Origin of the sequence: Edaphosphingomonas fennica (assembly GCF_003034225.1) — a bacterium.
Classification (GTDB): Bacteria; Pseudomonadota; Alphaproteobacteria; order Sphingomonadales; family Sphingomonadaceae; genus Sphingomonas_E; species Sphingomonas_E fennica.
Map to the genome: position 1 here is coordinate 116,153 of NZ_PHHF01000042.1, position 22,673 is coordinate 138,825.

The 22,673-nt window shown below is 68.6% G+C and carries 23 protein-coding genes and 1 pseudogene; 10 read left to right on the forward strand and 14 right to left on the reverse strand.

Annotated elements, in window-relative coordinates; all coding sequences use genetic code 11:
* Nucleotides 1-91: 91 nt before the first annotated feature.
* The 4 genes from rpoN to CV103_RS09920 all read right to left on the reverse strand — a co-directional run bounded on the left by rpoN (nt 92) and on the right by CV103_RS09920 (nt 4,496).
* Nucleotides 92-1,651, reverse strand: a complete 1,560-nt coding sequence (gene rpoN, locus CV103_RS09905; RefSeq protein ID WP_107394812.1) for an RNA polymerase factor sigma-54 — start codon at nt 1,649-1,651, stop codon at nt 92-94.
* 45 nt (nt 1,652-1,696) lie between these two features.
* Complete coding sequence (gene lptB, locus CV103_RS09910) at nt 1,697-2,476, reverse strand: LPS export ABC transporter ATP-binding protein (RefSeq protein ID WP_015459043.1); 780 nt, start codon at nt 2,474-2,476, stop codon at nt 1,697-1,699.
* A gap of 211 nt (nt 2,477-2,687) precedes the next feature.
* A complete protein-coding gene (gene rlmN / locus CV103_RS09915; protein WP_107394840.1) occupies nt 2,688-3,896 on the reverse strand; it encodes a dual-specificity RNA methyltransferase RlmN in 1,209 nt (402 codons plus the stop codon).
* A 111-nt stretch (nt 3,897-4,007) separates the two neighbouring features.
* On the reverse strand, nt 4,008-4,496 hold the full coding sequence (locus CV103_RS09920) for a hypothetical protein (RefSeq protein ID WP_070932007.1): 489 nt from the start codon (nt 4,494-4,496) through the stop codon (nt 4,008-4,010).
* Nucleotides 4,497-4,649: 153 nt separating this feature from the next.
* On the opposite strand from CV103_RS09920, the gene CV103_RS09925 reads away from it, so the two are divergent.
* The 3 genes from CV103_RS09925 to dnaN all read left to right on the forward strand — a co-directional run bounded on the left by CV103_RS09925 (nt 4,650) and on the right by dnaN (nt 7,296).
* Nucleotides 4,650-5,225, forward strand: a complete 576-nt coding sequence (locus CV103_RS09925) for an outer membrane protein (protein ID WP_107394813.1) — start codon at nt 4,650-4,652, stop codon at nt 5,223-5,225.
* A 290-nt stretch (nt 5,226-5,515) separates the two neighbouring features.
* Nucleotides 5,516-6,031: an outer membrane protein gene (locus CV103_RS09930; RefSeq protein WP_015459047.1), complete on the forward strand. Its 516-nt coding sequence runs from the start codon at nt 5,516-5,518 to the stop codon at nt 6,029-6,031.
* Nucleotides 6,032-6,183: 152 nt separating this feature from the next.
* Entirely contained in the window at nt 6,184-7,296 is a 1,113-nt protein-coding gene (dnaN, locus tag CV103_RS09935) for a DNA polymerase III subunit beta (RefSeq protein ID WP_015459048.1), read from the forward strand.
* 386 nt (nt 7,297-7,682) lie between these two features.
* Here the strand turns inward: dnaN and CV103_RS09940 are convergent, their stop codons facing one another.
* The 3 genes from CV103_RS09940 to CV103_RS09950 form a co-directional block, all read right to left on the reverse strand.
* Entirely contained in the window at nt 7,683-9,182 is a 1,500-nt protein-coding gene (locus CV103_RS09940) for a catalase (protein WP_107394814.1), read from the reverse strand.
* Nucleotides 9,183-9,279: 97 nt separating this feature from the next.
* Entirely contained in the window at nt 9,280-9,852 is a 573-nt protein-coding gene (locus CV103_RS09945) for a DUF2585 domain-containing protein (protein ID WP_107394841.1), read from the reverse strand.
* Nucleotides 9,849-10,283 (reverse strand): lipocalin-like domain-containing protein, encoded by a 435-nt coding sequence (locus CV103_RS09950; protein WP_015459051.1) that lies wholly within the window; start codon nt 10,281-10,283, stop codon nt 9,849-9,851. Before CV103_RS09950 ends, CV103_RS09945 begins: the two co-directional genes overlap by 4 nt.
* Before the next feature lie 167 nt (nt 10,284-10,450).
* On the opposite strand from CV103_RS09950, the gene gmk reads away from it, so the two are divergent.
* The 3 genes from gmk (at nt 10,451) to CV103_RS09965 (ending at nt 12,194) form a co-directional block, all read left to right on the forward strand.
* Nucleotides 10,451-11,083, forward strand: a complete 633-nt coding sequence (gene gmk, locus CV103_RS09955) for a guanylate kinase (RefSeq protein WP_015459052.1) — start codon at nt 10,451-10,453, stop codon at nt 11,081-11,083.
* 89 nt (nt 11,084-11,172) lie between these two features.
* A complete protein-coding gene (locus CV103_RS09960) occupies nt 11,173-11,733 on the forward strand; it encodes a hypothetical protein (protein ID WP_015459053.1) in 561 nt (186 codons plus the stop codon).
* Nucleotides 11,730-12,194 (forward strand): cupin domain-containing protein, encoded by a 465-nt coding sequence (locus CV103_RS09965; protein ID WP_107394815.1) that lies wholly within the window; start codon nt 11,730-11,732, stop codon nt 12,192-12,194. The genes CV103_RS09960 and CV103_RS09965 overlap by 4 nt, the downstream gene beginning before the upstream one ends.
* Nucleotides 12,195-12,213: 19 nt before the next feature.
* Here the strand turns inward: CV103_RS09965 and CV103_RS23215 are convergent.
* Together CV103_RS23215 and CV103_RS09975 are read right to left on the reverse strand one after the other, a co-directional pair.
* Nucleotides 12,214-12,540 (reverse strand): annotated as a pseudogene (locus CV103_RS23215) (glycine zipper 2TM domain-containing protein); the annotation flags it as partial.
* A 540-nt stretch (nt 12,541-13,080) separates the two neighbouring features.
* The gene (locus CV103_RS09975; protein ID WP_041865374.1) at nt 13,081-13,830 is read right to left on the reverse strand and encodes a sulfite exporter TauE/SafE family protein; all 750 of its coding nucleotides are present in this window, start codon (nt 13,828-13,830) and stop codon (nt 13,081-13,083) included.
* Between the two features lie 136 nt (nt 13,831-13,966).
* On the opposite strand from CV103_RS09975, the gene CV103_RS09980 reads away from it, so the two are divergent.
* Nucleotides 13,967-14,458 carry a hypothetical protein gene (locus CV103_RS09980; protein WP_107394816.1) on the forward strand — a complete coding sequence of 164 codons (492 nt, stop codon included), beginning with the start codon at nt 13,967-13,969 and terminating at the stop codon, nt 14,456-14,458.
* Nucleotides 14,459-14,486: 28 nt separating this feature from the next.
* On the opposite strand, the gene CV103_RS09985 is transcribed toward CV103_RS09980, so the two are convergent.
* The 4 genes from CV103_RS09985 to hemC all read right to left on the reverse strand — a co-directional run bounded on the left by CV103_RS09985 (nt 14,487) and on the right by hemC (nt 17,853).
* A complete protein-coding gene (locus tag CV103_RS09985; RefSeq protein WP_015459058.1) occupies nt 14,487-15,182 on the reverse strand; it encodes a pirin family protein in 696 nt (231 codons plus the stop codon).
* A 128-nt stretch (nt 15,183-15,310) separates the two neighbouring features.
* A complete protein-coding gene (locus CV103_RS09990) occupies nt 15,311-16,234 on the reverse strand; it encodes a hypothetical protein (protein ID WP_041864893.1) in 924 nt (307 codons plus the stop codon).
* 15 nt (nt 16,235-16,249) lie between these two features.
* Nucleotides 16,250-16,942 carry a uroporphyrinogen-III synthase gene (locus CV103_RS09995; protein WP_107394817.1) on the reverse strand — a complete coding sequence of 231 codons (693 nt, stop codon included), beginning with the start codon at nt 16,940-16,942 and terminating at the stop codon, nt 16,250-16,252.
* Nucleotides 16,939-17,853 carry a hydroxymethylbilane synthase gene (gene hemC, locus CV103_RS10000; protein ID WP_107394818.1) on the reverse strand — a complete coding sequence of 305 codons (915 nt, stop codon included), beginning with the start codon at nt 17,851-17,853 and terminating at the stop codon, nt 16,939-16,941. Before hemC ends, CV103_RS09995 begins: the two co-directional genes overlap by 4 nt.
* A 42-nt stretch (nt 17,854-17,895) precedes the next feature.
* Between hemC and tsaD the strand changes: the two genes are divergently transcribed.
* From tsaD to opgC, 3 genes are all read left to right on the forward strand, one after another.
* A complete protein-coding gene (tsaD, locus tag CV103_RS10005) occupies nt 17,896-18,927 on the forward strand; it encodes a tRNA (adenosine(37)-N6)-threonylcarbamoyltransferase complex transferase subunit TsaD (RefSeq protein ID WP_015459062.1) in 1,032 nt (343 codons plus the stop codon).
* On the forward strand, nt 18,924-19,901 hold the full coding sequence (locus CV103_RS10010; RefSeq protein WP_107394819.1) for an NAD(P)H-dependent glycerol-3-phosphate dehydrogenase: 978 nt from the start codon (nt 18,924-18,926) through the stop codon (nt 19,899-19,901). The genes tsaD and CV103_RS10010 overlap by 4 nt, the downstream gene beginning before the upstream one ends.
* A gap of 109 nt (nt 19,902-20,010) precedes the next feature.
* Nucleotides 20,011-21,114, forward strand: a complete 1,104-nt coding sequence (gene opgC, locus CV103_RS10015; protein ID WP_245896758.1) for an OpgC domain-containing protein — start codon at nt 20,011-20,013, stop codon at nt 21,112-21,114.
* Nucleotides 21,115-21,120: 6 nt separating this feature from the next.
* Here opgC and CV103_RS10020 read toward each other — a convergent pair whose 3' ends face one another.
* A complete protein-coding gene (locus tag CV103_RS10020) occupies nt 21,121-22,638 on the reverse strand; it encodes a lipopolysaccharide biosynthesis protein (protein WP_015459065.1) in 1,518 nt (505 codons plus the stop codon).
* Nucleotides 22,639-22,673 lie beyond the last annotated feature (35 nt).

The window sequence follows — 22,673 nt, forward strand, 5'->3', positions numbered from 1 at the left end:
GGCGGACGCCCGATACAGACGCCTGTTACCCCGGCTTCCGTTTCCGGGCTGTTAACGTAACGATCTGGAAAAATCCGCTAAACGCAGATGGTTAAGCGGCGTGCCGGGAAAGGGCCCGCTGGCGGCGGCGCTGGACGGACGATCCGAGGCCCAGGCCTTCGCGATATTTGGCGACGGTGCGGCGCGCGATATCGAAGCCGCGGGCCTTCAGCAGCTCGACCAGCTTGTCGTCGGACAGGATATCGTCGCCCTCGGCCGCGATCAGCTTGGCGATGTGGCTCTTCACCGCCTCGGCCGAAACCGCGTCGCCGCCGTCGGACGCCTGGATCGCGCTGGTGAAGAAATATTTCAGCTCGAACAGCCCGCGCTCGCACGACAGATATTTGTTGGATGTCACGCGGCTGACGGTGGATTCGTGCATGCCGATGGCGTCCGCCACCGCCTTCAGCGTCAGCGGGCGGAGATGCTCGACGCCGCGCGTGAAGAAGGCTTCCTGCTGCTGCACCAGCTCGCTCGCGACCTTCATGATCGTGCGGGCGCGCTGATCGAGCGCCTTCACCAGCCAGTTGGCGCTGGCCAGGCAATCCGAAAGCCAGGCCTTGCTCGCCTTGTCACGGGGGCCGCGCGCCAGTTCGACATAATAGGATCGGTTGACCAGCACGCGCGGCAGCGTGGCGGCGTTGAGCTCGATCGCCCAGCCGCCGGCGGTGCGCGCGACGAACAGGTCGGGCGTCACCGGCTGGATGCGCCCGCCGCCGAAGCGCAGGCCCGGTTTCGGATCATAATTGCGCAGCTCGCGGATCATGTCCGCCATATCCTCCTCGTCCACCCCGCAGATGCGGCGGAGCTGGGGGAGGGCGCCGCGCGCGAGCAGATCGAGATTGTCGATCAGCCGGGCCATGGCGGGGTCGTAGCGATCGACCTCTCTGGCCTGCAGCGCGATGCATTCGGCGAGCGTGCGGGCGCCGACGCCGGTGGGATCGAAGGTCTGGATCGTCGCCAGCACGCGCTCGACCTGCGCCAGCGGCACGCCCAGGCGCTGCGAGAGATCGAGCGGGGCGCCGGTGAAATAGCCGGCCTCGTCGATCAGGTCGACGATCATGCCGGCGATTATGAGGTCGTTGCCGGACAGGCTGCTGCCCGCCTGCGCCAGCAGATGATCCTGGAGGGACAGATCCTCCGCCATCGCCGAGAAATCGGGGCCGTCCTCCGAATATCTGCCGCCCGAGGTGGCGATATCGAGGCCGAGGCCGCCGTCCAGCCCGCGCGCCGAATCGATCGCGCTGTCATGCTGGAACACGTCCGCGTCATAATCCACGTCCAGCGGCGCATCCGCCGTGGCGTCGCCGGTTTCGAACAGGCGGTCGGCGGTGGCGGGCTCCGGCCCTTCCCCGTCGAAATCGCCGCCGTCGCCATCGCCCGGCGCATCGTCGGAAAAATCGGGGGCGTCGCGGGTCTCGCCCGCGCCGTCGCGCTCGCCTTCGCCGGATGCCGCGCCCGCCTCCAGCAGCGGGTTCTTCTCCACCTCCTCGGCGATGAAGGCTTCGATTTCGAGGTTGGACAGCGCCAGCAGCTTGATCGCCTGCTGGAGCTGCGGCGTCATCACCAGCGACTGGCTCTGTCGCAGATCGAGGCGAGGCCCCAGCCCCATCAGCGGCGCTCCTCTGCGGCGAAGGCGAGGACGGCGCGCATCATCTCAAAGCGCGAAGCTTTCGCCCAGATAGAGGCGGCGGACATTCTCGTCGGCCACCAGCGCCTCCGGGCTTCCCGAAAAGAGCACGCGCCCGTCATAGATGATGCAGGCGCGATCGACGATGTCGAGCGTTTCGCGGACGTTGTGATCGGTGATCAGCACGCCGATGTCGCGGCGCTTCAGATCCTTCACCAGATCGCGGATGTCGGCGATGGAGAGAGGGTCGATGCCGGCGAAGGGCTCGTCCAGCAGCATGATCGAGGGATCGGCCGCCAGCGCGCGGGCGATCTCGCAGCGCCGCCGCTCGCCGCCCGAAAGCGCCATCGCGGCCGAACCGCGCAGCCGTTCGATGTGAAATTCCGCGAGGAGGGTTTCCAGCCGCTGGGCGCGGACATCCTTGTCCGGCTCCACCATCTCCAGCACGGCGAGGATGTTCTGCTCCACCGTCAGCCCCCGGAAGATCGAGGTTTCCTGTGGCAGATAGCCCAGGCCCAGGATCGCGCGGCGATACATGGGCAGGCGGGTGATATCCTGTCCGTCCAGCAGGATGCGCCCGGCATCGGGCTTCACCAGCCCCATCACCGAATAGAAGCAGGTCGTCTTGCCCGCGCCGTTGGGGCCGAGCAGGCCCACCACCTCGCCGCGCGCCACGTCCAGCGAAACGTCCGTCAGCACCTGCCGGCGATCATAGGCCTTGGCGATCGACACGATCGAAAGCCCGCGCGCCACGCCTTCGGCTTCCGGAAAATGGGACGGCCTTTCGATGGTGGCGCTGTCGTTCATGCCGGGTCCGTTCGCATGGCAATGGTTGGCAAAGGGTTAGCCAAGCCGAATTGGCAGGCTTCATGCATGATAGCATCCCCGCCGGCAAGAAAAAGGGCGAAGCCGACAGGGCGAGCGGGAGGGCGCGATCGGCCGTGTTGCCGAAACGCATCGCAAGGGTGCGCAAACCGGGCGAAGGCATCGGGAGGCGCGATCCTCCCGATATCCCTGTTCAGCCGAGCGCGGCCTGCTTTTCGGCGGCGCGGCGATCGAGCTCGGCGCGGCTGATCTTTTCCGCGGCCGACTTGAGCTGGCCGCAGGCGGCCATGATGTCCCGCCCGCGCGGCTGGCGGACCGGCGCGGAGATGCCGGCCTTGAACACGATGTCCGAGAAGCGCTGGATGCGCTCGTCGGTCGAGCATTCATAGGGCACGCCCGGCCAGGGGTTGAACGGGATCAGGTTGACCTTGGCGGGCAGCTTGTAATGGCGGATCAGGCGGACCAGCTCGCGCGCGTCCTCGTCGCTGTCATTCTTGTCCTTCAGCATCACATATTCGAAGGTGATGCGCCGGGCGTTGTTGGCGCCGGGATAGGCGGCGCAGGCGGACAGCAGCTCCTCGATGCCGTATTTCTTGTTGATAGGCACGATCTCGTCGCGGATCTCCTTGGTGACGGCATGGAGCGACACGGCGAGGTTCACGCCGATCTCCTTGCCGGCGCGCTCCATCATCGGCACCACGCCGCTGGTGGAAAGCGTGATCCGCCGCTTGGAAAGCGCCAGCCCGTCCCCGTCCATGACGAGCGTCAGCGCATCGCGGACATTGTCGAAATTGTAGAGCGGCTCGCCCATGCCCATCATCACGATGTTGGTGAGCATGCGGCCCTCGGGCTGGCTGGGCCATTCGCCGAGCGCGTCGCGCGCCAGCATCACCTGGCCGACGATCTCGCCCGCCGTCAGGTTGCGGACCAGCTTCATCGTGCCGGTGTGGCAGAAGCGGCAGTTGAGCGTGCAGCCCACCTGGCTCGAAACGCAGAGCGTGCCCCGATCGGCATCGGGGATGAACACCATCTCATAATCCTGGCCGTCGTCCGACCGCAGCAGCCACTTGCGCGTGCCGTCCGTGGAGACCTGCGCCTGCACCACCTGCGGGCGGCCGATGACGAAGCGTTCCTCCAGCCAGGGATGCATCGTCTTGGCGATGTCCGTCATCGCGGTGAAATCGGTGGTGCCGCGATTATAGATCCAGTGCCAGAGCTGTTTCGCCCGCAATTTCGCCTGCTTGGGCTCCAGCCCGGCCTCGGCCAGCAGCGCGCGGAGCTGATCGCGGGTAAGGCCGATCAGGTCGACGCGGCCGTCGGCGCGGGGCACGGCGGCGCGCGGAACCGGCACAGGATCGATGCCGCCGGGAATCGGCATGGTGATGGGCTGGGGGGCGTTCATGCGCGCCCACATAGTGAAATCGGGCGGATTTTGCCAGTGAGAGGCTGTTTGGGCGAATCCGGCCTCACCGGATTTGTGGGCGCCGGTGGGCGCTGCCGCGCCGAAACAGCTTCAGCGGCCGGGCGCGCAGGCGATCGCGGCGGCATCGATCGCGGTGGCGGCGCCGCGCAGCTCATAATGGTCGCTCATCCGCTTGCCGTCCTCGCCGCGCGTTTCCACCCGCATCGAATCCCCGCCGCGCATCGCCGCGACGATCGCGGCATCGGTGGCGGCATCGGGCGCCCAGGCATCCGCGCCGCCGGCGACCAGCGTGAAGCGCCGGCCGTCCACCGCCAGGGTCACCGGCGCGCCGCGCTGCTTCACCGCGCGCAGTCTGATGTGGAGCTGGCCGCGCACCTGCCGGCCGGGCCAGTGGGCGATCGAGGCGAAGGGGCGCCACTTGCCGGTGAGCGGCGCGTCGACCGCCTCGGCGATCGCATAGCAGCGCAGCGGCCGCACGTCGCGGAACGCCCCCCAGCCGCCGAACAGCCCCAGCGGCTCGCGCGCCTGCGCGGCACCGCCCAGCGCCGTCGCCAGCAATGTCGCTGCCATCCATATCATCGCCGAATCCCCACCAGCGGCCTCATCCGCTTATTGTTGCATCATTGCAACAGGGCAGACGCAGTCGCGCATCGTTCATCCGGGCGACAGGTGGGGCGGTGCCTTAAGGCCCCCGTCCCGCGATCGGGGCCAAGTACCTGATGGAGCTTTCTTATGCGTAAAGTAGCAACCGCCCTTCTGCTCGCCTCCGCCGTGGCCGCGACGCCCGCGCTGGCGCAGGACAATGCCGGTTCCTTCGCCGGTCCGCGCGTCGAGGGCGTGATCGGCTGGGATCGCACGCAGGCCAATGGCGGTCACGACGATGGCGTGCTCTACGGCATCGGCGCCGGCTACGACTTCCAGCGTGGCAACACCGTGTTCGGGCTTGAGACCGAACTCACCGATTCGGACGTGAAGCAGTGCATCGGCGCTGCGACGGCCGCCGATCCGCGCCTGTGCGCCAAGGCTGGCCGCGACATCTATGTCGGCGGTCGCGTCGGCTATGTCGTCGGCGGCTCGACCCTGCTCTACGCGAAGGCCGGCTACACCAACGGCCGCTACAAGGTTTCGGCCGATGACGGCACGGTCCGCATCTCGGGCGGCCAGAATCTCGATGGCATCCGCGTCGGCGCCGGCGCCGAATATGCGATCGGCCCGAACTCCTACCTGAAGGCCGAATATCGCTATTCGAACTATGAGCAGGGCGTTTCGCGCCACCAGGCGCTCGCCGGCTTCGGCTTCCGCTTCTGATGCGGGCCTGAGGCCGGGCGACAGCCTGGCCGCCCTGCCCCTGATTACGGGCGGGAAACATTCGGAAAAGGGCGTCGGCAGGCTGCTGTCGGCGCCCTTTCTATTGTTGTATTAATGCAACTATTCCCGGCATATTATCCCAGATCGGCCATATTTTATTGGGTTTGACATGTTGTATATCGGCAACATCGCGAATTTTGCACTGGCTGACGCACATTCGTATTCCTAGATGGCGCTCTGCCGGTCGTTCGAAAACCCAAATAAGGCCGGCCAGAAAGCAGGAGTTTAGTATGAAGCGTTTTGCAGCCGCCGCCGTCGCGGCCCTCGTCGTCGCTACCCCGGCCCTCGCCCAGGACAGCGCCTCCTTCACCGGCCCGCGCGTCGAAGCCGTGCTCGGCTATGACGTCGTCTCCACCCCCGGCGTGAGCGATCCCGATGGCTTCCTCTACGGCGTCGGCGTCGGCTACGACGTTCAGGTGAAGGGCGTCGTGCTCGGCCTCGAGGGCGAGTGGACCGATTCCACCACCAAGAAGTATGGCGTGAACTCGGATCGCGACCTCTATGTCGGCGGCCGTATCGGCGTTCCGATCAGCAACGTCGCGCTGCTCTACGGCAAGGTCGGCTACACCAACGCCCGCCTCGAGAGCGACGTCTACAGCAAGAACCTCGACGGCATCCGCCTCGGCGCCGGCATGGAATATGCGATCGGCGGCAACATGTTCGTGAAGGGCGAATATCGCTACTCGAACTATGAAGACGATCTTTCGCGTCACCAGGTCGTCGGCGGCTTCGGCATCCGCTTCTGATGCCGGCCCGCCCGCAAGGATGCGGGCGGCGATGAAAGAGGGGGCCGGGGCGGTAATGCCCCGGCCTCTTTTTTATGCGCAACCCACTGGCGGGCGCGGGAAGCCGCGCTATAACGCATATCCGTTTTGGCTGCGGGGAATCCGGGGAAGGTATGAAGGCTACGATCGAGCGGGCAACGCTGTTGAAGAGCCTGAGCCACGTCCAATCGGTGGTGGAACGGCGCAATACGATCCCCATCCTTTCCAACGTGCTGATCGAGGCGGCCGCCGATGGCGGGCTGAAGCTGATGGCGACGGACCTCGACCTGCAGATCGTCGAGACGATCGAGGCGGCGGTGGACGTGCCGGGCGCGACGACGGTTTCGGCGCACACCCTGTTCGAAATCGCGCGCAAGCTGCCAGAGGGATCGCAGGTCGAGCTTTCGGCCGCGGACGGCAAGATGAAGATCGTCGCCGGCCGGTCCAACTTCAATCTGCCGACGCTGCCGCGCGACGACTTCCCGGTGATCGCGGAAGGCGAGCTGCCGACCCGGTTCGAACTGCCGGCCGCCACGCTGCGCCAGATCATCGACAAGACGCGCTTCGCCATCTCGACCGAAGAGACGCGCTATTATCTGAACGGAATCTTCCTGCACGTGTCGGACGAGGCGCAGCCGGTGCTGAAGGCCGCCGCGACCGACGGTCACCGCCTCGCCCGCGTCACCGTGGCGCGGCCGGACGGCGCGGCCGGCATGCCGGACGTCATCATCCCGCGCAAATGCGTGGGCGAGCTGCGCAAGCTGCTGGACGAGCTGGACGGCACGGTGGAGGTGTCGCTCTCCCCCACCAAGATCCGCTTCGGGCTGGGATCGGCGATCCTCACCTCCAAGCTGATCGACGGCACCTTCCCCGATTATACGCGCGTCATCCCGACCGCGAACGACAAGCTGCTCAAGCTCGACCCCAAGAGCTTCATGCAGGGCGTCGACCGCGTCGCCACCATCGCGAGCGAGAAGACCCGCGCGGTGAAGATGTCGCTCGATCGCGACAAGATCACGCTCTCCGTCACCAGCCCGGAAAACGGCACGGCGGCGGAGGAAGTGCCCGGCGAATATGTCGCCGACAGCTTCGATATCGGCTTCAACGCCCGCTACCTGATGGACATCCTCGGCCAGATCGAGGGCGACATGGTGGAAGTGCACCTGGCCGATGCCGCGGCGCCGACCCTGATCCGTGAGAACGACACCGCACCGGCACTCTACGTGCTGATGCCGATGCGCGTCTGAGGACATGAGGGCCGGGCGTGGGTGCCCGGCCCCCCTGACGGCGTTTCCGATCGGGCGAAACGCATCCCGAACATGGCGGACCGCGACGGCGCATCACGCCGTTGATCAAGCGCAAACCGGCGATCGTCATCGCCGGTATCGTCGCCGCCTTTGCTGGACCGGATGCCGGGTCGGAAGGGGGGAGCCACCCGCCCGGGATGGCGCTTCCCATACCGGCGCGGACCCCGGTAGCGGATGAATCCCATGGCGACGTGACGCGGCGATGACCTGTCGATGGCATCGCCGTTACCGGCCGTGCCCCCGCGTCCCGATCCGGCCCGGAAAAGGGAAAGGCCGCGGGCGATGGTTCGCCCGCGGCCTCCGCGCCTCATTCGATCATGATCCGCTTATTCGGCGGGCTCGAAGGCCGGCGGCTGGGTGTCGCGCGCATCCTCGAAGCCCGATCCTTCGGCCAGCGCGGCGCGCACGCCTGCGGCATAGGCCGGATCGATCTTCTCGAAATGGCCGATCTGGCGATCGACGATATGCTGCGGCACGCCCTGCATCGCCGCCGCGAGGTTGCGGAACAGGCGGTAGCGCTGGGCATCGTCGAACAGGTGGAACAGCGCGCGGGGCTGGGAATAATCGTCATTCCCCTCGCGATGGTCGTAACGCATCGCCTCGCCCGAGATGCGCAGCGGCGGCTCCAGAAATTTCCTGTCCTCCACCGGGCCGCCGAAGCTGTTGGGCTCGTAATAGGCATCGGGGTTGCCGGTATCGTTGCGGAAGAACCGCATCGCGCCGTCCTTGTGGTAATGGTGGACGGGGCAGCGCGGCGCGTTCACCGGCAGCGCCTCATAATGCGTGCCCAGCCGGTGGCGATGCGCATCGGCATAAGAGAAGATTCGCCCCTGCAGCATCTTGTCCGGCGAGAAGCCGATGCCGCGCACGATGTTGGAAGGCGAGAAGGCGGCCTGCTCGATCTCGGCGAAATAATTGTCCGGGTTGCGGTTCAGCTCGACCACGCCGACCTCGATCAGCGGATAATCGCCGTGCGGCCATACCTTGGTGAGGTCAAACGGATCATAAGGCGTCTTGCCCACGTCGGTTTCGGGCATGATCTGCACGAACATGTTCCAGCGCGGATATTCGCCGCGCTCGATCCCGCCGAATAAGGCCTCCTGGTAGGATTCGCGGGTGTGGCCGATCACGCCCACCGATTCCTCGTTGGTGTAATGGCGGTGGCCCTGCTGGGTCTTGAAGTGGAACTTCACCCAATAACGTTCGCCCGCGTCGTTCCAGAAGGAATAAGTGTGGCTGCCATAGCCGTTCATGAATTGCGGCCCGATCGGCAGCCCGCGATCGGAGAACAGGATCGTCACCTGGTGGAGCGATTCGGGGCTCAGCGACCAGAAATCCCACATCGCCGTGGGCGATCGCATGTTGGTGCGGGGATGGCGCTTCTGGGTGCGGATGAAATCGGGGAATTTCAGCGGATCGCGCACGAAGAAGACGGGCGTGTTGTTGCCCACCAGATCCCAATTGCCTTCCTCGGTATAGAATTTGATGGCGAAGCCGCGCACGTCGCGCTCGGCATCCGCCGCGCCCTGTTCGCCGGCCACGGTGGAGAAGCGGATCAGCAGGTCCGTCTTCTTGCCGACCTGGGCAAAGACCCTGGCATTGGTGTAGCGGCTGATGTCGTTGGTGATGGTGAGCTGCCCGAAGGCGCCCCAGCCCTTGGCATGGACCACGCGCTCGGGAATCCGCTCGCGATTCTGGTGGGCGAGCTTTTCGATCAGCTGATAGTCCTGCAGCAGCAGCGGACCATGGCGCCCGGCGCTCAGCGAGTTCTGGTTGTCGCCCACCGGGGCGCCGGCAGTGGTCGTCAACGTCGTTCGGTCAGCCATGGTCGAGCCTTTCCTGAGAAGCGAGGACTGGGAAGGTGTCGGGTCTGGGTCTGCGACTCCAACGATTAAAGGCGCTGGCAGTGATCGGGCCTGTCGATCAGGTGCCGCCCTGCCAGGCGCGGACGGCCTCGATAGGCCACAGCAACATTAGCACGTTGAGCGTGAGATTGTCGCGGATCACCCACAAGGCGAGCAGCTCGAGCGCGGCGGCAAGGGCGACGGTGGCGGCGACCGGCAGGCGCCACGCCAGAAGGAAGCCCAGCACCATCCAGCCGATATCGGCGGCGGAATTGAGCACGCTGTCGCCGGTATAGCCGAGCGCGATCGTCGCCTCGCGATAGCGGTCGATGACGAAGGGGGTGTTCTCGATCACCTCCCACGCCGCCTCGATGAGGACGGCCAGCACCAGCCGCTCACCCACCGGCCGCCGGCGCAGCAGCAGCCAGCCGAGCGCGTAGAAGAGGAAGCCGTGGACGACGTGGCTGGGCGTATACCAGTCGGCGACATGCTGGCTGTTGCCGGCGTCGACCGCGCCATGCCACAGCTCGATCGTGCCGCAGGTGCAGATCGGCGGGCGGCCCATCGCCAGGAGCGTGGCGATCGCGATCGCGGCGATCGCGGCGGCGATCAGGATATGGGTACGGGCGAGACCCCTGCGCGCCGGCCTCACGCCCCCGCCCGGCGCCACTCGATCGTCACCCAGCCGGTCGGCGCCTCGCCCTCCAGGAACAGATGGTCGTCGACGATCCGGCAGTGGCGCACCTGATCGCCCTTCACGTCCGGGTGCCAGGCGCCGTCGATATGATGGACGACGATGCAATGGGCGGCATCGACCGTGAAGCGGCCGAAATAGCCGACGAAGCCGTTGAAGGCCGCCCGCAGCTTTTCGATCGGGGCGCTGGCCGGCGGCGCGCCCAGCGGCTGGACGCCGGGACGCACCATCTGCACGGACATATGCCCGTCGGCGGTGTAGACCAGCAGCCCGCGCGCATCGCGGCCGAAGGGATAGTCCATATCCTCGTCGTGGCGGCGGTTCTTCCACAGCACCAGTTCCCAGGCGCCCAGCAGCTTGCGGCGCAGCTTCTCGTCATCCGCGGTCATGCGCTGTCCTCTCGATCGTCCCCTTGCGGCATCGCATCCGTCGCATCCTATGCTGTTGAACGCCCGATCGTTCCTTCGGGTGCCAGGCCCCGAAAGCGCTATCCTGCCTTCTTGCGCGGCAAAGCGCCACCCGTTGACCGAACCGGCGCGTGGAGGCAAAGGCGGCCATGCCTTACGCCAATCTCGCCCGTCGCGGTGTCCTCTTCGTGCTGTCCTCGCCGTCGGGCGCGGGCAAGTCGACCATAGCGCGCAAGCTGCTGGCCGCGGACAAGGGCATCACCATGTCGGTTTCCGCGACGACCCGGCCGATGCGCCCCGGCGAGCAGGAGGGGATCGACTATCATTTCGTCGACCTCACCGAATTCCGCCGGATGGTGGCGGACGGCGAGTTCCTGGAATGGGCGCATGTGTTCGACAACCGCTACGGCACGCCCAAGGCGCCGGTGCATGCCGCGCTCGAATCGGGCCGCGACGTGCTGTTCGATATCGACTGGCAGGGCGCGCAGCAGCTCCACCAGCAGGCCGGCGGCGATACGGTGCGCGTCTTCATCCTGCCGCCGTCGCTGGACGAGCTGCGCCGCCGCCTGACCGGGCGGGGCACCGACGACGCGGAGGTGATCGCCCGGCGCATGGAGCGCGCGGCGTCCGAGATCAGCCACTGGGACGGCTATGACTATGTGCTGGTCAACGACGATGTCGATCGCTGCTTCGAACAGGTCCGCACGATCCTGGAGGCCGAACGGCTGAAGCGGCGCCGCCAGACGGGGCTGATCGGCTTCACTCGCAAGCTGATGGGCTGAGGGGGCCGGCCCCGGAATCCGGCCTGCCTCTTCCGGCGGAACAGGAACGCGCCTAACCTGTTCATCATCCATACCTTGGGGAGGATGGCATGATCAGGCTGGGGCTGGGTGCGATCGCGGGCGGAATCGCCCAATGGCTGGTGGGCTTCATCTTCTGGGCGACGCCGCTCAGCGGGCTGGCCTTCAAGGTCGCCAACGAAAGCGAGAATGCCGCCGTGCAGGCCGCGCTCGCGCAGAATCTGACGCGGTCCGGCACCGGCACCTACATGGTGCCATGGCCCAACACCGCGCAGGGCACCACGCTCTACGGCCAGGGGCCGATCGCGACGATCCACTATAACAGCGCCGGCTTCCCGCTGGTGGATGCGGGATCGCTGTTCGGCGGGCTGACCCTGTCGATCATCACCGCCGCGCTGATCGGGCTGGCATTGTGGAGCGTCGCCGGGCGCGCCGCTTCCTTTGCCGAACGGCTGAAGCTGGTGGTGCTCTTCGCCGCCGCCGCCGTGCTCTACCTCGATCTCGGCCAGCCGGTGTTCAACCATTATGGCTGGGGCCACTTCATCTACATGGCGATCGGCGATTTCATCGGCCTCGTCGTGGCGGGCGCGGTGATCGCGCGCTGGTTCATGGCGACGCCCGCGCCGCGATGACGGGGGCGGGCGAGAGCGAGGCCGCGCGGCTGATCGCCGATCTCGCGCTGGCGCCGCATCCCGAGGGCGGCTGGTATCGCGAAACCTGGCGCGCCGATGCGGCGGACGGCGCCCGGCCCGGCGGCACGGCCATCCTGTTCCTGCTGGAGGAAGGCCAGCGATCCCACTGGCACCGGGTCGATGCGACGGAAATCTGGCTGTGGCATGCGGGATCGCCGCTGCGCCTGTCGGTGGCCGGCGGCGATGGCGGCGATGACGATGCCGGGGAGGAGGTGCGGGAGGTGCGGCTTGGCGGCGATCTCCTCGCCGGGGAGATTCCCCAATATGTGATCGCTCCCCACCGCTGGCAGGCGGCGGCGGCCGATCGCGGCTGGGCGCTGGTTTCCTGCGTCGTCTCGCCCGGCTTCCGCTTCGAGGGGTTCGAGCTAGCGCCGCCCGGCTGGTCCCCGGACGGCGCCTGATCGAGGGCGGATCAGCCCGTCAGCGGCAGCGCACGCCGCCGCGATCGATCTCCCGCCCCAGCAGCGCGCCCGCGCCCGCGCCGATCAGCGTGCCCAATATCTGGGAATCGCCGTAGGTGAGCGAGTTGCCGAGAATGCCGCCGATCGCGCCGCCGATCAGCAGGCCGGTGGTGCCATCGGGCCGGCGGCAATAATAGCGCCCGTCATAGCCGCGATAGACGCGATCGTAACGGCCGAGCTGCCGTTCCCGATAATAGCGCCCGTCGCGATAATAACGCTGCGCGTCATAGCCGCCGTAACGGGAATCGTAGCGGTTCCAGTCATAGTTGCGGTAGTTCCGCCAGTCGCCATAGGGCGTGTAACGCTGGGGCGACGTGGGCCGGTAGACCGGCCTGAGCGACGGCGCATGGTTGGGAGGCCGCGTCGTGGGCGGGCGATGCTGCGGCGGGCGCGTGTTCGGCGGCCGGTGATTGGGCGGGCGGCTGCTGGATGGCGGCCGGTGCTGTGGTGGACGCGTTTGCGGTGGCCGGTTCTGCGGCGGACGAGCCTGGGGCGGCCTGTTCTGCGGGGGTCGCGCATTTTGCGGCGGCCGCGAATTCTGCGGGGGGCGCGTATTGGGCGGCCGGTTCGGCGCCGGCTTGGTGCTCGGCTGGCGATTGGGGGCCGGGGCCGGGCGGGCTGCCGGCGCGGACGGGTTTGCCGGGCGCAGCGAGGGGGCGCCGGAAGGGGTGTTGGTCTGGGCATCGACGGCCGGAGTGGCCATCACCGCGATCAGGCCTGCCAGGATGAATGGGCGCATGCGGAACTCCCTTCATGGGTGGGATGGAAACTCCCGTCCGCGCCACCGGTTGCTTTCTCGCGCAAAAATATTCCGTAGCTGAAACGGTCAGGCCAGGGCATCCCACAGCAGCTTGGCGCCGACGAGGATCAGCAGCACGTAGATCAAGGTGTAGAAGCGTTCGGCGGATACCTTGCGCACCAGCACCACCCCGGCGAAGGTAGCCAGGATCGCGACCGGCATCAGCACGGCCGTGGCGGCGAGGTTGGTTCTGGTGAACTGGCCGAGCGCGGCATAGGCCGGCACCTTGATCCAGTTGACCGCCGCGAAGAAGATCGCGTTGGTGCCGACGAAGATGTCGCGCGGCAGCCGGCGCGGCAGCACCCACATCTGGAAGGGCGGGGCGCCGGCATGGGCGATCTGGCTGGTGAAGCCGGATATCATGCCGAAGATCGATCCCACCCAGCCGGGCGATTGCGAGGATGCGGTGATCGCCCCGCGCCGTTCGATCCACAGGCGATGGATGCCGAACAGCATCGCGATCACGCCCACCGCCGCCAGCACCGCATCCGCCGATACCCGCGCCGCCAGCAGCCATCCCAGGAAGATGCCGATCGCGGCGCCCGGCAGCGTGACCGCCAGCACATGGCCGTCCCATGTCTTGCGGAAGGCCCATACGCCCACCGCATCCTGCACGATCAGGATCGGCAGCAGGATCGCGGCCGCCTGCACCGGCGGCAGCGCCAGCGCCATCAATGGCATGCCGAGCGATCCCAGCCCGGCGAAGCCGCCCTTGGCGAGGCCCACCAGGATCACGGCGGGAATGGCGAAGGCGTAGAAGGTCCATTCGGTGGGCATCGGCATCTCGCAAGGAAGGAAGCGGGCTGGAAACTTGCCTTCGGCCCGCGCCATCTAACCCCTTTCGGTGCCGTTGCAATTGGTGCAAGCTGCCTATCGTTGCGACAGGCATTGGCTGTGGACAGGGGAGGGACATGTGGTCGGACCCAGGATCTTCGGCACCTTCGCCGTGCTGGCGGTGGCTGGATGCGGCACCGGATCGACAACCGGCGTCGCCGAGGCCTCGCCAGATACCGGCATCATGATCGATCGGCGCCCGATGGGGCCGGAAAGCCATCTGGGCGCGCATCAGGTGGTGGTCGATTATTATGCGCTGCTTGCCAAGCGGCGCTACGACGATGCGTGGAAGCTGTGGGCGGACGCCGGCCGGGCGACGGGCAAGACGCCCGCCGAATTCGCCGAGGGCTTCGCCGACGTCGCCCGCTACGAGCCCAAGGTCGGCGGGATCGGGGCGATGCAGCGCGAGGGGGACAGGTTCACCATCACCGTCTATGTCGAGGTGAATGGCGAACATACCGACGGCGCGCCGATCCACCAGCAGGGATGGGTGAGCCTGAGCCGGCCGAAGGATGTGGGCGATGCCCCCTCCGGCCAGCCCGTATGGCATATCACCGGGGTGCCCGGATAAGGCACCCCGATGGGTTCGGGCGGATCGTTCAGGCCGCGTCGACCAGCACGATCTCCGCATCCTCGATCGCCGTCACCGTGATGGTGTCGAGATCGCGGATGGCGGCGCCGTCGCGGGCGTTCACCTCCACGCCGTTGACGCTCACCCGGCCGGCGGCCGGCACCATATAGCCGCGCCGGTCGGCGCCCAGCCGGTAGGTCGCGCTCTCGCCCGCCTTCAAGGTCGCGCCGAGCACGCGGGCATCGGTGCGGATGCGCAGCGCGTCGTCATCGTCATAGCCGCTCGCCAGCACGACGAACTGGCCGGCCCGGTCGCCCTTGGGGAAGGGGCGGGCGCCCCAGCTCGGGCTTTCGCCCCGGCTGGTGGGCAGGATCCAGATCTGGAAGATGCGGGTGTCGACATCCTCCATATTATATTCGCTGTGGGCGATGCCGGTGCCGGCGGACATCACCTGGACGTCCCCGGCCTCGGTGCGGCCGTGATTGCCCAGATTGTCCTTGTGGGTGATCGCACCCTCGCGGACATAGGTGATGATCTCCATGTCCGAATGCGGATGGGGCGGGAAACCCGTCTTCGGCGCGATCACGTCATCATTCCACACGCGCAGGTTGCCCCAGCCCATCCGGGCCGGATCATGATAGTTGGCGAAGGAGAAATGATGGTGCGCATCGAGCCAGCCGTGGTTCGCGGCGCCGAGGCTCGAGAAGGGGCGAAGTTCGATCATGGTCGTGTCTCCCGAAGGGCGCCTGGAAAATGCGCCCTTGCTTGCAGGGAGAGATAGCCCCGACGGACCGCATTATAAATGCGAATGATCGAAAAGCATCGTTTCCGATCTTGGAGGGATGCCACCCCTCAGGCCGGGGGCGCGGCGGGTGCTCGCTCGCTCGCCGGCGCACCGGGGGCCGGGGTTTCCGCGGCCGGCGGGGTATGGGCCGGCGCGCGGGGCGCCAGCAGCGCCGCCGTCTCGATGGTATCGAGCGCGTCGCGCGCGCCGGCATAGCGGCGGGCGGCGGCGATCCAGTCCTGCGCGCGCTCGCGGCCGGGCATGCGCGAAACCTCGGCCAGCGCCTCGGTTACGCGGCCGCCTTCCAGCGCGCGGCGGGCGCGGGCCAGCCGGTCGGCCGGCGCGGGCGAAGGCCGGTTGGCCTTGCGGATCACGATCATGCCGGCGATCTCGCGCTTCACGCCGTCCCACCAGCTTTCATTGGGGGCCTGCGAGGCCAGCGCCGGGGCGACGTCGCTCAGGCCGGATCGCAGGTCGTCCAGCGTCACCGGCTGGCGGCTGGCGGCGATGATCGTCGCCACCGCCTGCGGCTGGCTTTCGCCGAAACGGTCGCGCAGCAGGCCCTCGATATAGCCGAGCTGGACACCGCGATCGAGCGCGCGGCGCGCGGCGAAGGCGACCAGCAGCCCTTCGGCGCGATCGGCATTGCCGACGGCGGCGCTGGCCCGCGCATCGATCCGGCCCAGCCGCGCCTCGATATCCGAAACGCGCTGGTCGATCGCGGCCTGCGCCATCGGATCGATGAGGGGGAGGGAGGGGGCCGCCTGCGGCGGCGGCGGTGCCTCCACGATCGGGGGCTGGGCGGGGCCGGCCGGCTGGGTCAGCAGCTCCGCCGCCGGGCGCCAGCTATGGACGGCATAGGCGGTGATGCCCGCGCCCAGCACGAAGGCCGTGGTGGCCAGAAGCAAGGAGGGGCCTCGGCCGCGCTGCCGTTCCATCGTCACCGTCGCGGGCGCCGGCTGCGCTTCATGCTCCGTGCCTGGTTCGTCCATTCGGTGCGCCATGCCTCATCCGTTTCGCAATCGATCCGCTTGATCGCACAGCGCGGCCGCCACCGCCAGTAGGGCCGCGTCGTCGGGGCGATCGGCGATGCCGATGGCAGCCCAGCCCTTGCCGGCGGCTTCGGCCACGGCCGGGCTGATCGCGGCGATGCCGATGCCCGCCGCCCGATCGACCAGGCCGGCGAAGTGGCGCGCCGCGCGCGGCGAATGGAGCAGCGCCACGGCGCCCTCCGCCAGGGCCACCCGCGCCGGCCGGGGCAGCGCCTCCACGGCATCGGCCGCATAGACGATCGCGCGATCGATGGCGATCGCCGGATGCGCCGCCGCGCGATGCTCGCGACCGGCGAGGTGCAGCAGGCGGCGGTGGCCGGCGGCGGCGATCCGCTCCAGCAGGGCCGGTGCATCGGCATCGCCGGCCCGGATATCGGCAAAGCCCGCCGCCCGCGCGGCATCGGCGGTGGCGGCGCCCACCGCGAACACGGGCAGCGCGCGATAGGCGGCCAGCCCGTCTCCGCCCAGCCGGGCGGCGGCGGCGGATGTCAGCATCACCGCATCGAACCGGTCCGCCGGCGGCGGTTGCCAGGGCAGCGGCCGGGTGACGAAGAGCGGGGCGACCACCGCCTCCAGCCCCAGCGCGGCCGCCCGCGCGGCGGTGGCCGACGCGCCCGGCTCGGGCCGCAGGATGAGGACGCGCCTCACCGGCCGAACAGGCGCCTCAGCCGCGGGCTGGCGCGGGCCAGCAGGTTGGCGGCAAGGGCGGCCGCCTCGTCGGGGCCGTGGACGATGGCCTCGCCGCCCGATTGCTCGCCGCCATCCTCGGTCAGGATTTCGGCGCGCAGGCGATAGGCGCCGTCGGCGGCGGGTTCGGCGAGGGCCGCCACGGGCGATCGGCAATCGGCGGCCAGCGCGGCGAGCAGCGCGCGCTCGATCCGGACGCAAGCGCTGGTCGGGGCATGATCGATCGCCGCCAGCGCCGCGCGCATGTCCGCATTGGCGGCCAGCGTCTCGATGCCCACCGCGCCCTGGGCGGGGGCAGGCAGCATGGTTTCGATCGGGATCGGCGCGCCCACGTCCGGCCGGTCCAGCCGGCTGAGGCCGGCGGCGGCGAGCAGGGTGGCGTCCGCCTCGCCGGCGACGAGCTTCGCCAGCCGCGTGTCGACATTGCCGCGGAACAGCGTGACGCTCGCATCGGGCCGCGCGCGGCGCACCTGCGCGGCGCGGCGCGGGGATGAGGTGCCGATCACCGCGCCCTCGGGCAACGCCGCCAGGCTTTCCGCGCCGATCAGCCGGTCCCGCACGTCGGCGCGGGGCAGCATCGCCGCGATCACGATCTCGGCCGGGCGGATCGTCTCGACATCCTTCATCGAATGGACGGCGAAATGAATCTCGCCATCCGCCAGCGCCCGGTCCAGCTCCTTGGTCCACAGCGCCTTGCCCCCTACATCGGCCAGCGCGCGATCCTGGATGCGATCGCCGCTGGTGCGGATGGGGACGATCTCGATCGCGTCGTCCGCCCAGCCATGCGCCGCCATCAGCGCGGACTTGACCATATTGGCCTGGGTGAGGGCGAGCGGCGATCCGCGCGTGCCGAGACGAAGAGGAAATTGCATGAAGGTTGCCCTAACGCGCCGCGCGGTGGCAGGGAAGCGGGCATGACCCTGATCCTCGGCCTCGAATCCTCCTGTGATGAAACCGCCGCCGCCCTCGTCACCGCCGATCGCGCGATCCGCGCCCATCAGCTCGCCGGGCAGGAAGCCGATCATCGCCCCTTCGGCGGCGTCGTGCCGGAAATCGCCGCGCGCGCGCATGTCGAGGCGCTGACCCCGCTGGTCGCGGCGGCGCTCGCCGAAGCCGGCGTGTCGCTGGCCGATGTCGATGCGATCGCCGCCACCGCCGGGCCGGGGCTGATCGGCGGGGTGATGGTGGGCCTCGTCACCGGCAAGGCGCTGGCGCTGGCCGCCGGCAAGCCGCTGATCGCGGTCAACCATCTGGAAGGCCATGCGCTTTCGCCGCGGCTGGCCGATCCCGACCTGGAATTCCCCTATCTGTTGCTGCTGGTTTCCGGCGGGCATTGCCAGCTTTTGCTGGTGGAAGGCGTCGGCGCCTATCGCCGGCTGGCCACCACGATCGACGATGCGGCGGGCGAGGCCTTCGACAAGACGGCCAAGCTGCTGGGCCTCGGCTTTCCCGGCGGCCCGGCGGTGGAGAAGGCGGCGCTGGCGGGCGATCCCAAGGCGGTGCCGCTGCCGCGCCCGCTGGTGGGATCGGGCGAGCCGCATTTCTCCTTCGCCGGCCTCAAGAGCGCGGTGCTGCGCGCGCGCGATTCGGGGCAATATGCGGCGGAGGATATCGCCGCTTCCTTCCAGCAGGCGGTGGTGGATTGCCTGATCGATCGCACGCGCCGCCAGCTCGGCGCGGTCGAGGCGACGGCACTGGTGGTGGCCGGCGGGGTCGCCGCCAACAAGGCGGTGCGGGCCGCGCTGGAAGGGCTTGCGGCCGAACATGGCCTGCGCTTCGTCGCCCCGCCGCAATGGCTGTGCACCGATAATGCGGCGATGATCGCCTGGGCGGGGGCCGAACGCTTCCGCGCCGGGCTGGTGGACGGGCTCGATGCGCCGGCGCGGGCTCGCTGGCCGCTCGATCCCCATGCGGAAAAGGCGCGCGGCGCGGGGGTGAAGGCATGATCGGTATCATCGGCGGCGGCGCCTGGGGCACCGCGCTCGCGCAGGTCGCATCGGCGGAAGGCACGCGCGAGGTGCGGCTCTGGGCGCGCGAGGAGGAGGTCGTCGCCTCGATCAACGACGCCCACGAAAACACGCTGTTCCTGCCCGGCGTGCCGCTGGCGCCCTCGATCCGGGCGAGCGGTGACCTAGGCTGGGTGGCGGAGGCCGATCCGCTGCTGGTGGTGACGCCGTCGCAGCATATGCGCGCCGTGCTCGCCCAGCTCGATGCCCGGCCGCGCCACCTGATCCTCTGCGCCAAGGGGATCGAGGCGGGCACGATGCGGCTGATGCACGAGGTGGCGCACGAGGCCTGCCCCACTGCCGCGCTCTCCGTGCTGTCCGGCCCCACCTTCGCGCATGAGGTGGCGAAGGGCCTGCCCACCGCGATCACGCTTGCCTGCGAGGATGCCGATACTGGCGCGCGCATCGCCGCGCTGATCGCCCGGCCGGCCTTCCGCCCCTATGCCGCGACCGACGTGGTAGGGGCCGAGATCGGCGGCGCGGTGAAGAATGTGCTGGCGATCGCCTGCGGCGTGGTCGAGGGTCGCGCGCTCGGCCAGAATGCGCGGGCGGCGCTGATCAGCCGGGGCTTCGCGGAAATGACGCGCTTCGGCCTCGCCCGTGGCGCGCGGGCGGAAACGCTGGCCGGCCTTTCGGGGCTGGGCGATCTGGTGCTGACCTGCAGCTCCACCAGCTCGCGCAACTTCTCGCTGGGCCTCGGCCTCGGCCAGGGGAAGGCGGCGGCCGATCTGCTGGCCGATCGCCGCACCGTGGCCGAAGGCGCGTTCACGGCGCCGGTGCTGCGCGCGGCGGCGCGGGAGGCCGGGGTCGACATGCCGATCACCGAGGCGGTGTGCGCGCTGCTCGAAGGGCGGATGGCGGTGGACGAGGTGGTCGATGCGCTGCTCGCCCGGCCGCTGCGGGCGGAGCATTGAACGGGACGAAGCGCCCATCAATGCGTTTGGCGGATCACGCCGCCGTCCCTTAAAAGACCCGGGCAATGCCGGCGGCAGGGCCGTGGCATGCCCCGAGGAGACGATCGTGATGGAGCGCGACCAACGTATCGATATCCTTCGCGGCATAGCGATCGTCACCATCCTGCTGAATCACATCTCGATCCCGCTGCGGACGTTGTTCCACTATCACGGGCCCACCATCCCGACGCTGACGCAATATGGCTATTCCTCCGCCGCGTCGCTCTTCGTCGCCATGTCCGGCTACATGGTCGGGATGGTCTATCTGAAGCGCCCCAGCCCGATGAAGGCGGCGGTGAAGCGGGCGGGCGAGCTCTACGTCATCAACCTGATCGTGCTCGCGGTGATCGTGCCGCTGGCCTATGCCGCCCCGCCGGCGTTGGACAGCTATTGGAAGCTGCGGCCGATGATCGAGCCGCCCTTCGCCGCGCTGATCCGCTTCCTCACCCTGCTGGATGCGCCGGCCTTCCTCGATGTCCTCCAGCTCTATGTCGCGCTGCTGCTGTTGACGCCGGTCGCGATCCTGCTGCTGCGCCGGTCGCCGCTGCTGCTGGCGGGATGCTCGATCCTGCTCTGGGCGGCCATGCAGGTCGCGGGCGTCGTCTTCACGCCCGATACGGTGCTGCTCAGCAACGGCCATTCGCTCAACGTGCTGGCCTGGCAGCTTACCTTCTTCCTGCCGCTGATCGCCGGCGCGCTGCGGCTGCACCACCGCATCTTCGCCTGGTTCGAGGCGCGGCCGGCGGCGACGGCGTGGATCTGGGGAGCGCTTGCGGTCAGCGCGCTGGCGCGGATCGTCGCGGCGGAACGGGTGCTGCCGCTGACATATGAGCTGGTGAACCGCCCGCTCAACTCGCCGGTCTGGCTGTTCCATTCGGTGCTGGTGCTGGCGGGCTATATCGGCCTGCTCACCTGGTTGAGGGGGCATTTGCAGCTCTGGCCGTTCCAGCTCCTCGCCAGCCTCGGCCGCAACAGCCTCAACGTCTTCGCGGCGAGCATTCCGCTGATCTACGTGCTGAGCTGGGGCTTCGGCTCGCTCGACTGGGGCTTTGCCGGCTATCTGCTGGCCTTTGCCACCCTGCTCGGCCTGTCGCTGGCGATTGCCGCCTGGGGGGACCGGCGCAAGCACCGGAAGAAGGCTCGCCCGCCGGTGGCCGCATCGCAGGCGGCCTGAGCGGGATCAGCGTTCCGAAGCCAGCGGCGCCGGCCCGCTGCCGCCCAGCTTGAAGAGGACCCGGTCCTCGGGCGTGAAGCCCTTATACCAGATGACGAGGCCGTAGCTCAGCAGGATCAGCGGCACGCCTACCGTCAGCTCCAGCCATTCGGGCACCTGGATGGCGATGAAGCCGACCACGGCCGCCGCCGCCGCCGCCCAGATCAGCGCCCAGCGCCAGCCCGATACCGGGGCGCCGAGCAGCTTCGACAGCAGTCGCGCCTTGGCGATCGAGGCGAAGCCCAGCGCCACCGGCAGGGCAACGGCCGGCCCCACCGCCTGCACGGCGAGCGGCAGGCCCAGCGCGCGCGCGCCGAGGATGAAGGCGAAGCTCAGCGCCACCTGCAGGCTGATCGTCGCCAGCGAGATCATCAGGTTGCGATGGCGGGCGATGTAGATGAGCGCCGATTCGGAAACCACCGCGGTTGCCGCCACCACCTCCGCCAGCAGCAGGAAGGCGAGCGCCGCGGTGCCGCCCACGAATTCCGGCCCGGCCAGCCCCATCACCGCCTCGCCGGGGATGGACAGCGACAGGGCGATGCCGGCCTGCGCGGCGATGATCCAGAAGCCCACCTGCCGCACCTGCGCGGCGACGGCCGCCTTGTTGCCGGCTTCCAGATTCTGGGTGATCACCGGCCCCAATATGGGATCGAAGCTGGTCTTCAGCTTCTGCGGCAGCGTCACGATCTGTTGCGCGACCCAGTAGATGCCGACGGTGGCCGGCGGGAAGAACAGGCCGAGGATGAAGCGATCCACGTTGCGCGTGCCCCATTCGATCGCGTCGGCGGCGGCGAGCGGCATGTTGCGCCGGGCGATGGCGAACAGGGGGCGCGGCTCCGGGTGCCAGCCGCGCGGCAGGCCGTAGGCGCGGATGAAGGGATAGAGCGAGGCGGCGAGCGCGGCCACCATCGACAGCGCATAGGCCAAGATCAGCCCGTCGCGCTGCGAATAGAAATAGAATCCGAACGCGGCGATGCTGATCGTCCACGGCTCGATGATCGCGCGCGCACGCACCGTGGCGGCGACGTTGTGGCGATAGGCGAGCGCCGCCAGTGACACGTCCGACCAGGCGATCGCGAAGATGATCAGCGGCATCAGCTGCTCGAGGCCGTTGATCTTGCTGTTGGGGAACATGAGCTGGGGCAGCGCCGCGAGGATCGCCGCCGCGATCGCCGATGCGCAGCCCGCGATCAGCAGCGCATCCCACACGATATGGACGTGCGGCCGCTCGTTCCGCGACAATTGCTGGGCCAGCCCGCGCTTCAGCCCGAGCGTGGCGAGCTGGGCGGCGAATTCGAGGACGAGGATGGCCAGCGCGAAGCGGCCGAGCTCGGTCGGGCCATAGAGGCGGCCGGCGATGAACAGGAAGGGGATGCGCGCGACAAGCCGGAGCAGGAAGCCGAAAAAGTTCGTGCGTCCGCCCTTCGCCAGATCGGCGATATCATCCTGCTGTTCTGCCGCCGCCAGCGACCCCGGCCTCTCCATCGGACGCTCTTAGTGCGGGATCGCCCGCTGTTGAA

What these genes read in the sequence shown, in the direction of transcription:
- rpoN (WP_107394812.1), bottom strand. Translation starts at nt 1,651, where the DNA reads ATGGGGCTGGGGCCTCGCCTCGATCTGCGACAGAGCCAGTCGCTGGTG.
- lptB (WP_015459043.1), bottom strand. Translation starts at nt 2,476, where the DNA reads ATGAACGACAGCGCCACCATCGAAAGGCCGTCCCATTTTCCGGAAGCC.
- rlmN (WP_107394840.1), bottom strand. Translation starts at nt 3,896, where the DNA reads ATGAACGCCCCCCAGCCCATCACCATGCCGATTCCCGGCGGCATCGAT.
- CV103_RS09920 (WP_070932007.1), bottom strand. Translation starts at nt 4,496, where the DNA reads ATGATATGGATGGCAGCGACATTGCTGGCGACGGCGCTGGGCGGTGCC.
- CV103_RS09925 (WP_107394813.1), top strand. Translation starts at nt 4,650, where the DNA reads ATGCGTAAAGTAGCAACCGCCCTTCTGCTCGCCTCCGCCGTGGCCGCG.
- CV103_RS09930 (WP_015459047.1), top strand. Translation starts at nt 5,516, where the DNA reads ATGAAGCGTTTTGCAGCCGCCGCCGTCGCGGCCCTCGTCGTCGCTACC.
- dnaN (WP_015459048.1), top strand. Translation starts at nt 6,184, where the DNA reads ATGAAGGCTACGATCGAGCGGGCAACGCTGTTGAAGAGCCTGAGCCAC.
- CV103_RS09940 (WP_107394814.1), bottom strand. Translation starts at nt 9,182, where the DNA reads ATGGCTGACCGAACGACGTTGACGACCACTGCCGGCGCCCCGGTGGGC.
- CV103_RS09950 (WP_015459051.1), bottom strand. Translation starts at nt 10,283, where the DNA reads ATGACCGCGGATGACGAGAAGCTGCGCCGCAAGCTGCTGGGCGCCTGG.
- gmk (WP_015459052.1), top strand. Translation starts at nt 10,451, where the DNA reads ATGCCTTACGCCAATCTCGCCCGTCGCGGTGTCCTCTTCGTGCTGTCC.
- CV103_RS09960 (WP_015459053.1), top strand. Translation starts at nt 11,173, where the DNA reads ATGATCAGGCTGGGGCTGGGTGCGATCGCGGGCGGAATCGCCCAATGG.
- CV103_RS09965 (WP_107394815.1), top strand. Translation starts at nt 11,730, where the DNA reads ATGACGGGGGCGGGCGAGAGCGAGGCCGCGCGGCTGATCGCCGATCTC.
- CV103_RS09975 (WP_041865374.1), bottom strand. Translation starts at nt 13,830, where the DNA reads ATGCCCACCGAATGGACCTTCTACGCCTTCGCCATTCCCGCCGTGATC.
- CV103_RS09985 (WP_015459058.1), bottom strand. Translation starts at nt 15,182, where the DNA reads ATGATCGAACTTCGCCCCTTCTCGAGCCTCGGCGCCGCGAACCACGGC.
- CV103_RS09990 (WP_041864893.1), bottom strand. Translation starts at nt 16,234, where the DNA reads ATGGACGAACCAGGCACGGAGCATGAAGCGCAGCCGGCGCCCGCGACG.
- hemC (WP_107394818.1), bottom strand. Translation starts at nt 17,853, where the DNA reads ATGCAATTTCCTCTTCGTCTCGGCACGCGCGGATCGCCGCTCGCCCTC.
- tsaD (WP_015459062.1), top strand. Translation starts at nt 17,896, where the DNA reads ATGACCCTGATCCTCGGCCTCGAATCCTCCTGTGATGAAACCGCCGCC.
- CV103_RS10010 (WP_107394819.1), top strand. Translation starts at nt 18,924, where the DNA reads ATGATCGGTATCATCGGCGGCGGCGCCTGGGGCACCGCGCTCGCGCAG.
- opgC (WP_245896758.1), top strand. Translation starts at nt 20,011, where the DNA reads ATGGAGCGCGACCAACGTATCGATATCCTTCGCGGCATAGCGATCGTC.
- CV103_RS10020 (WP_015459065.1), bottom strand. Translation starts at nt 22,638, where the DNA reads ATGGAGAGGCCGGGGTCGCTGGCGGCGGCAGAACAGCAGGATGATATC.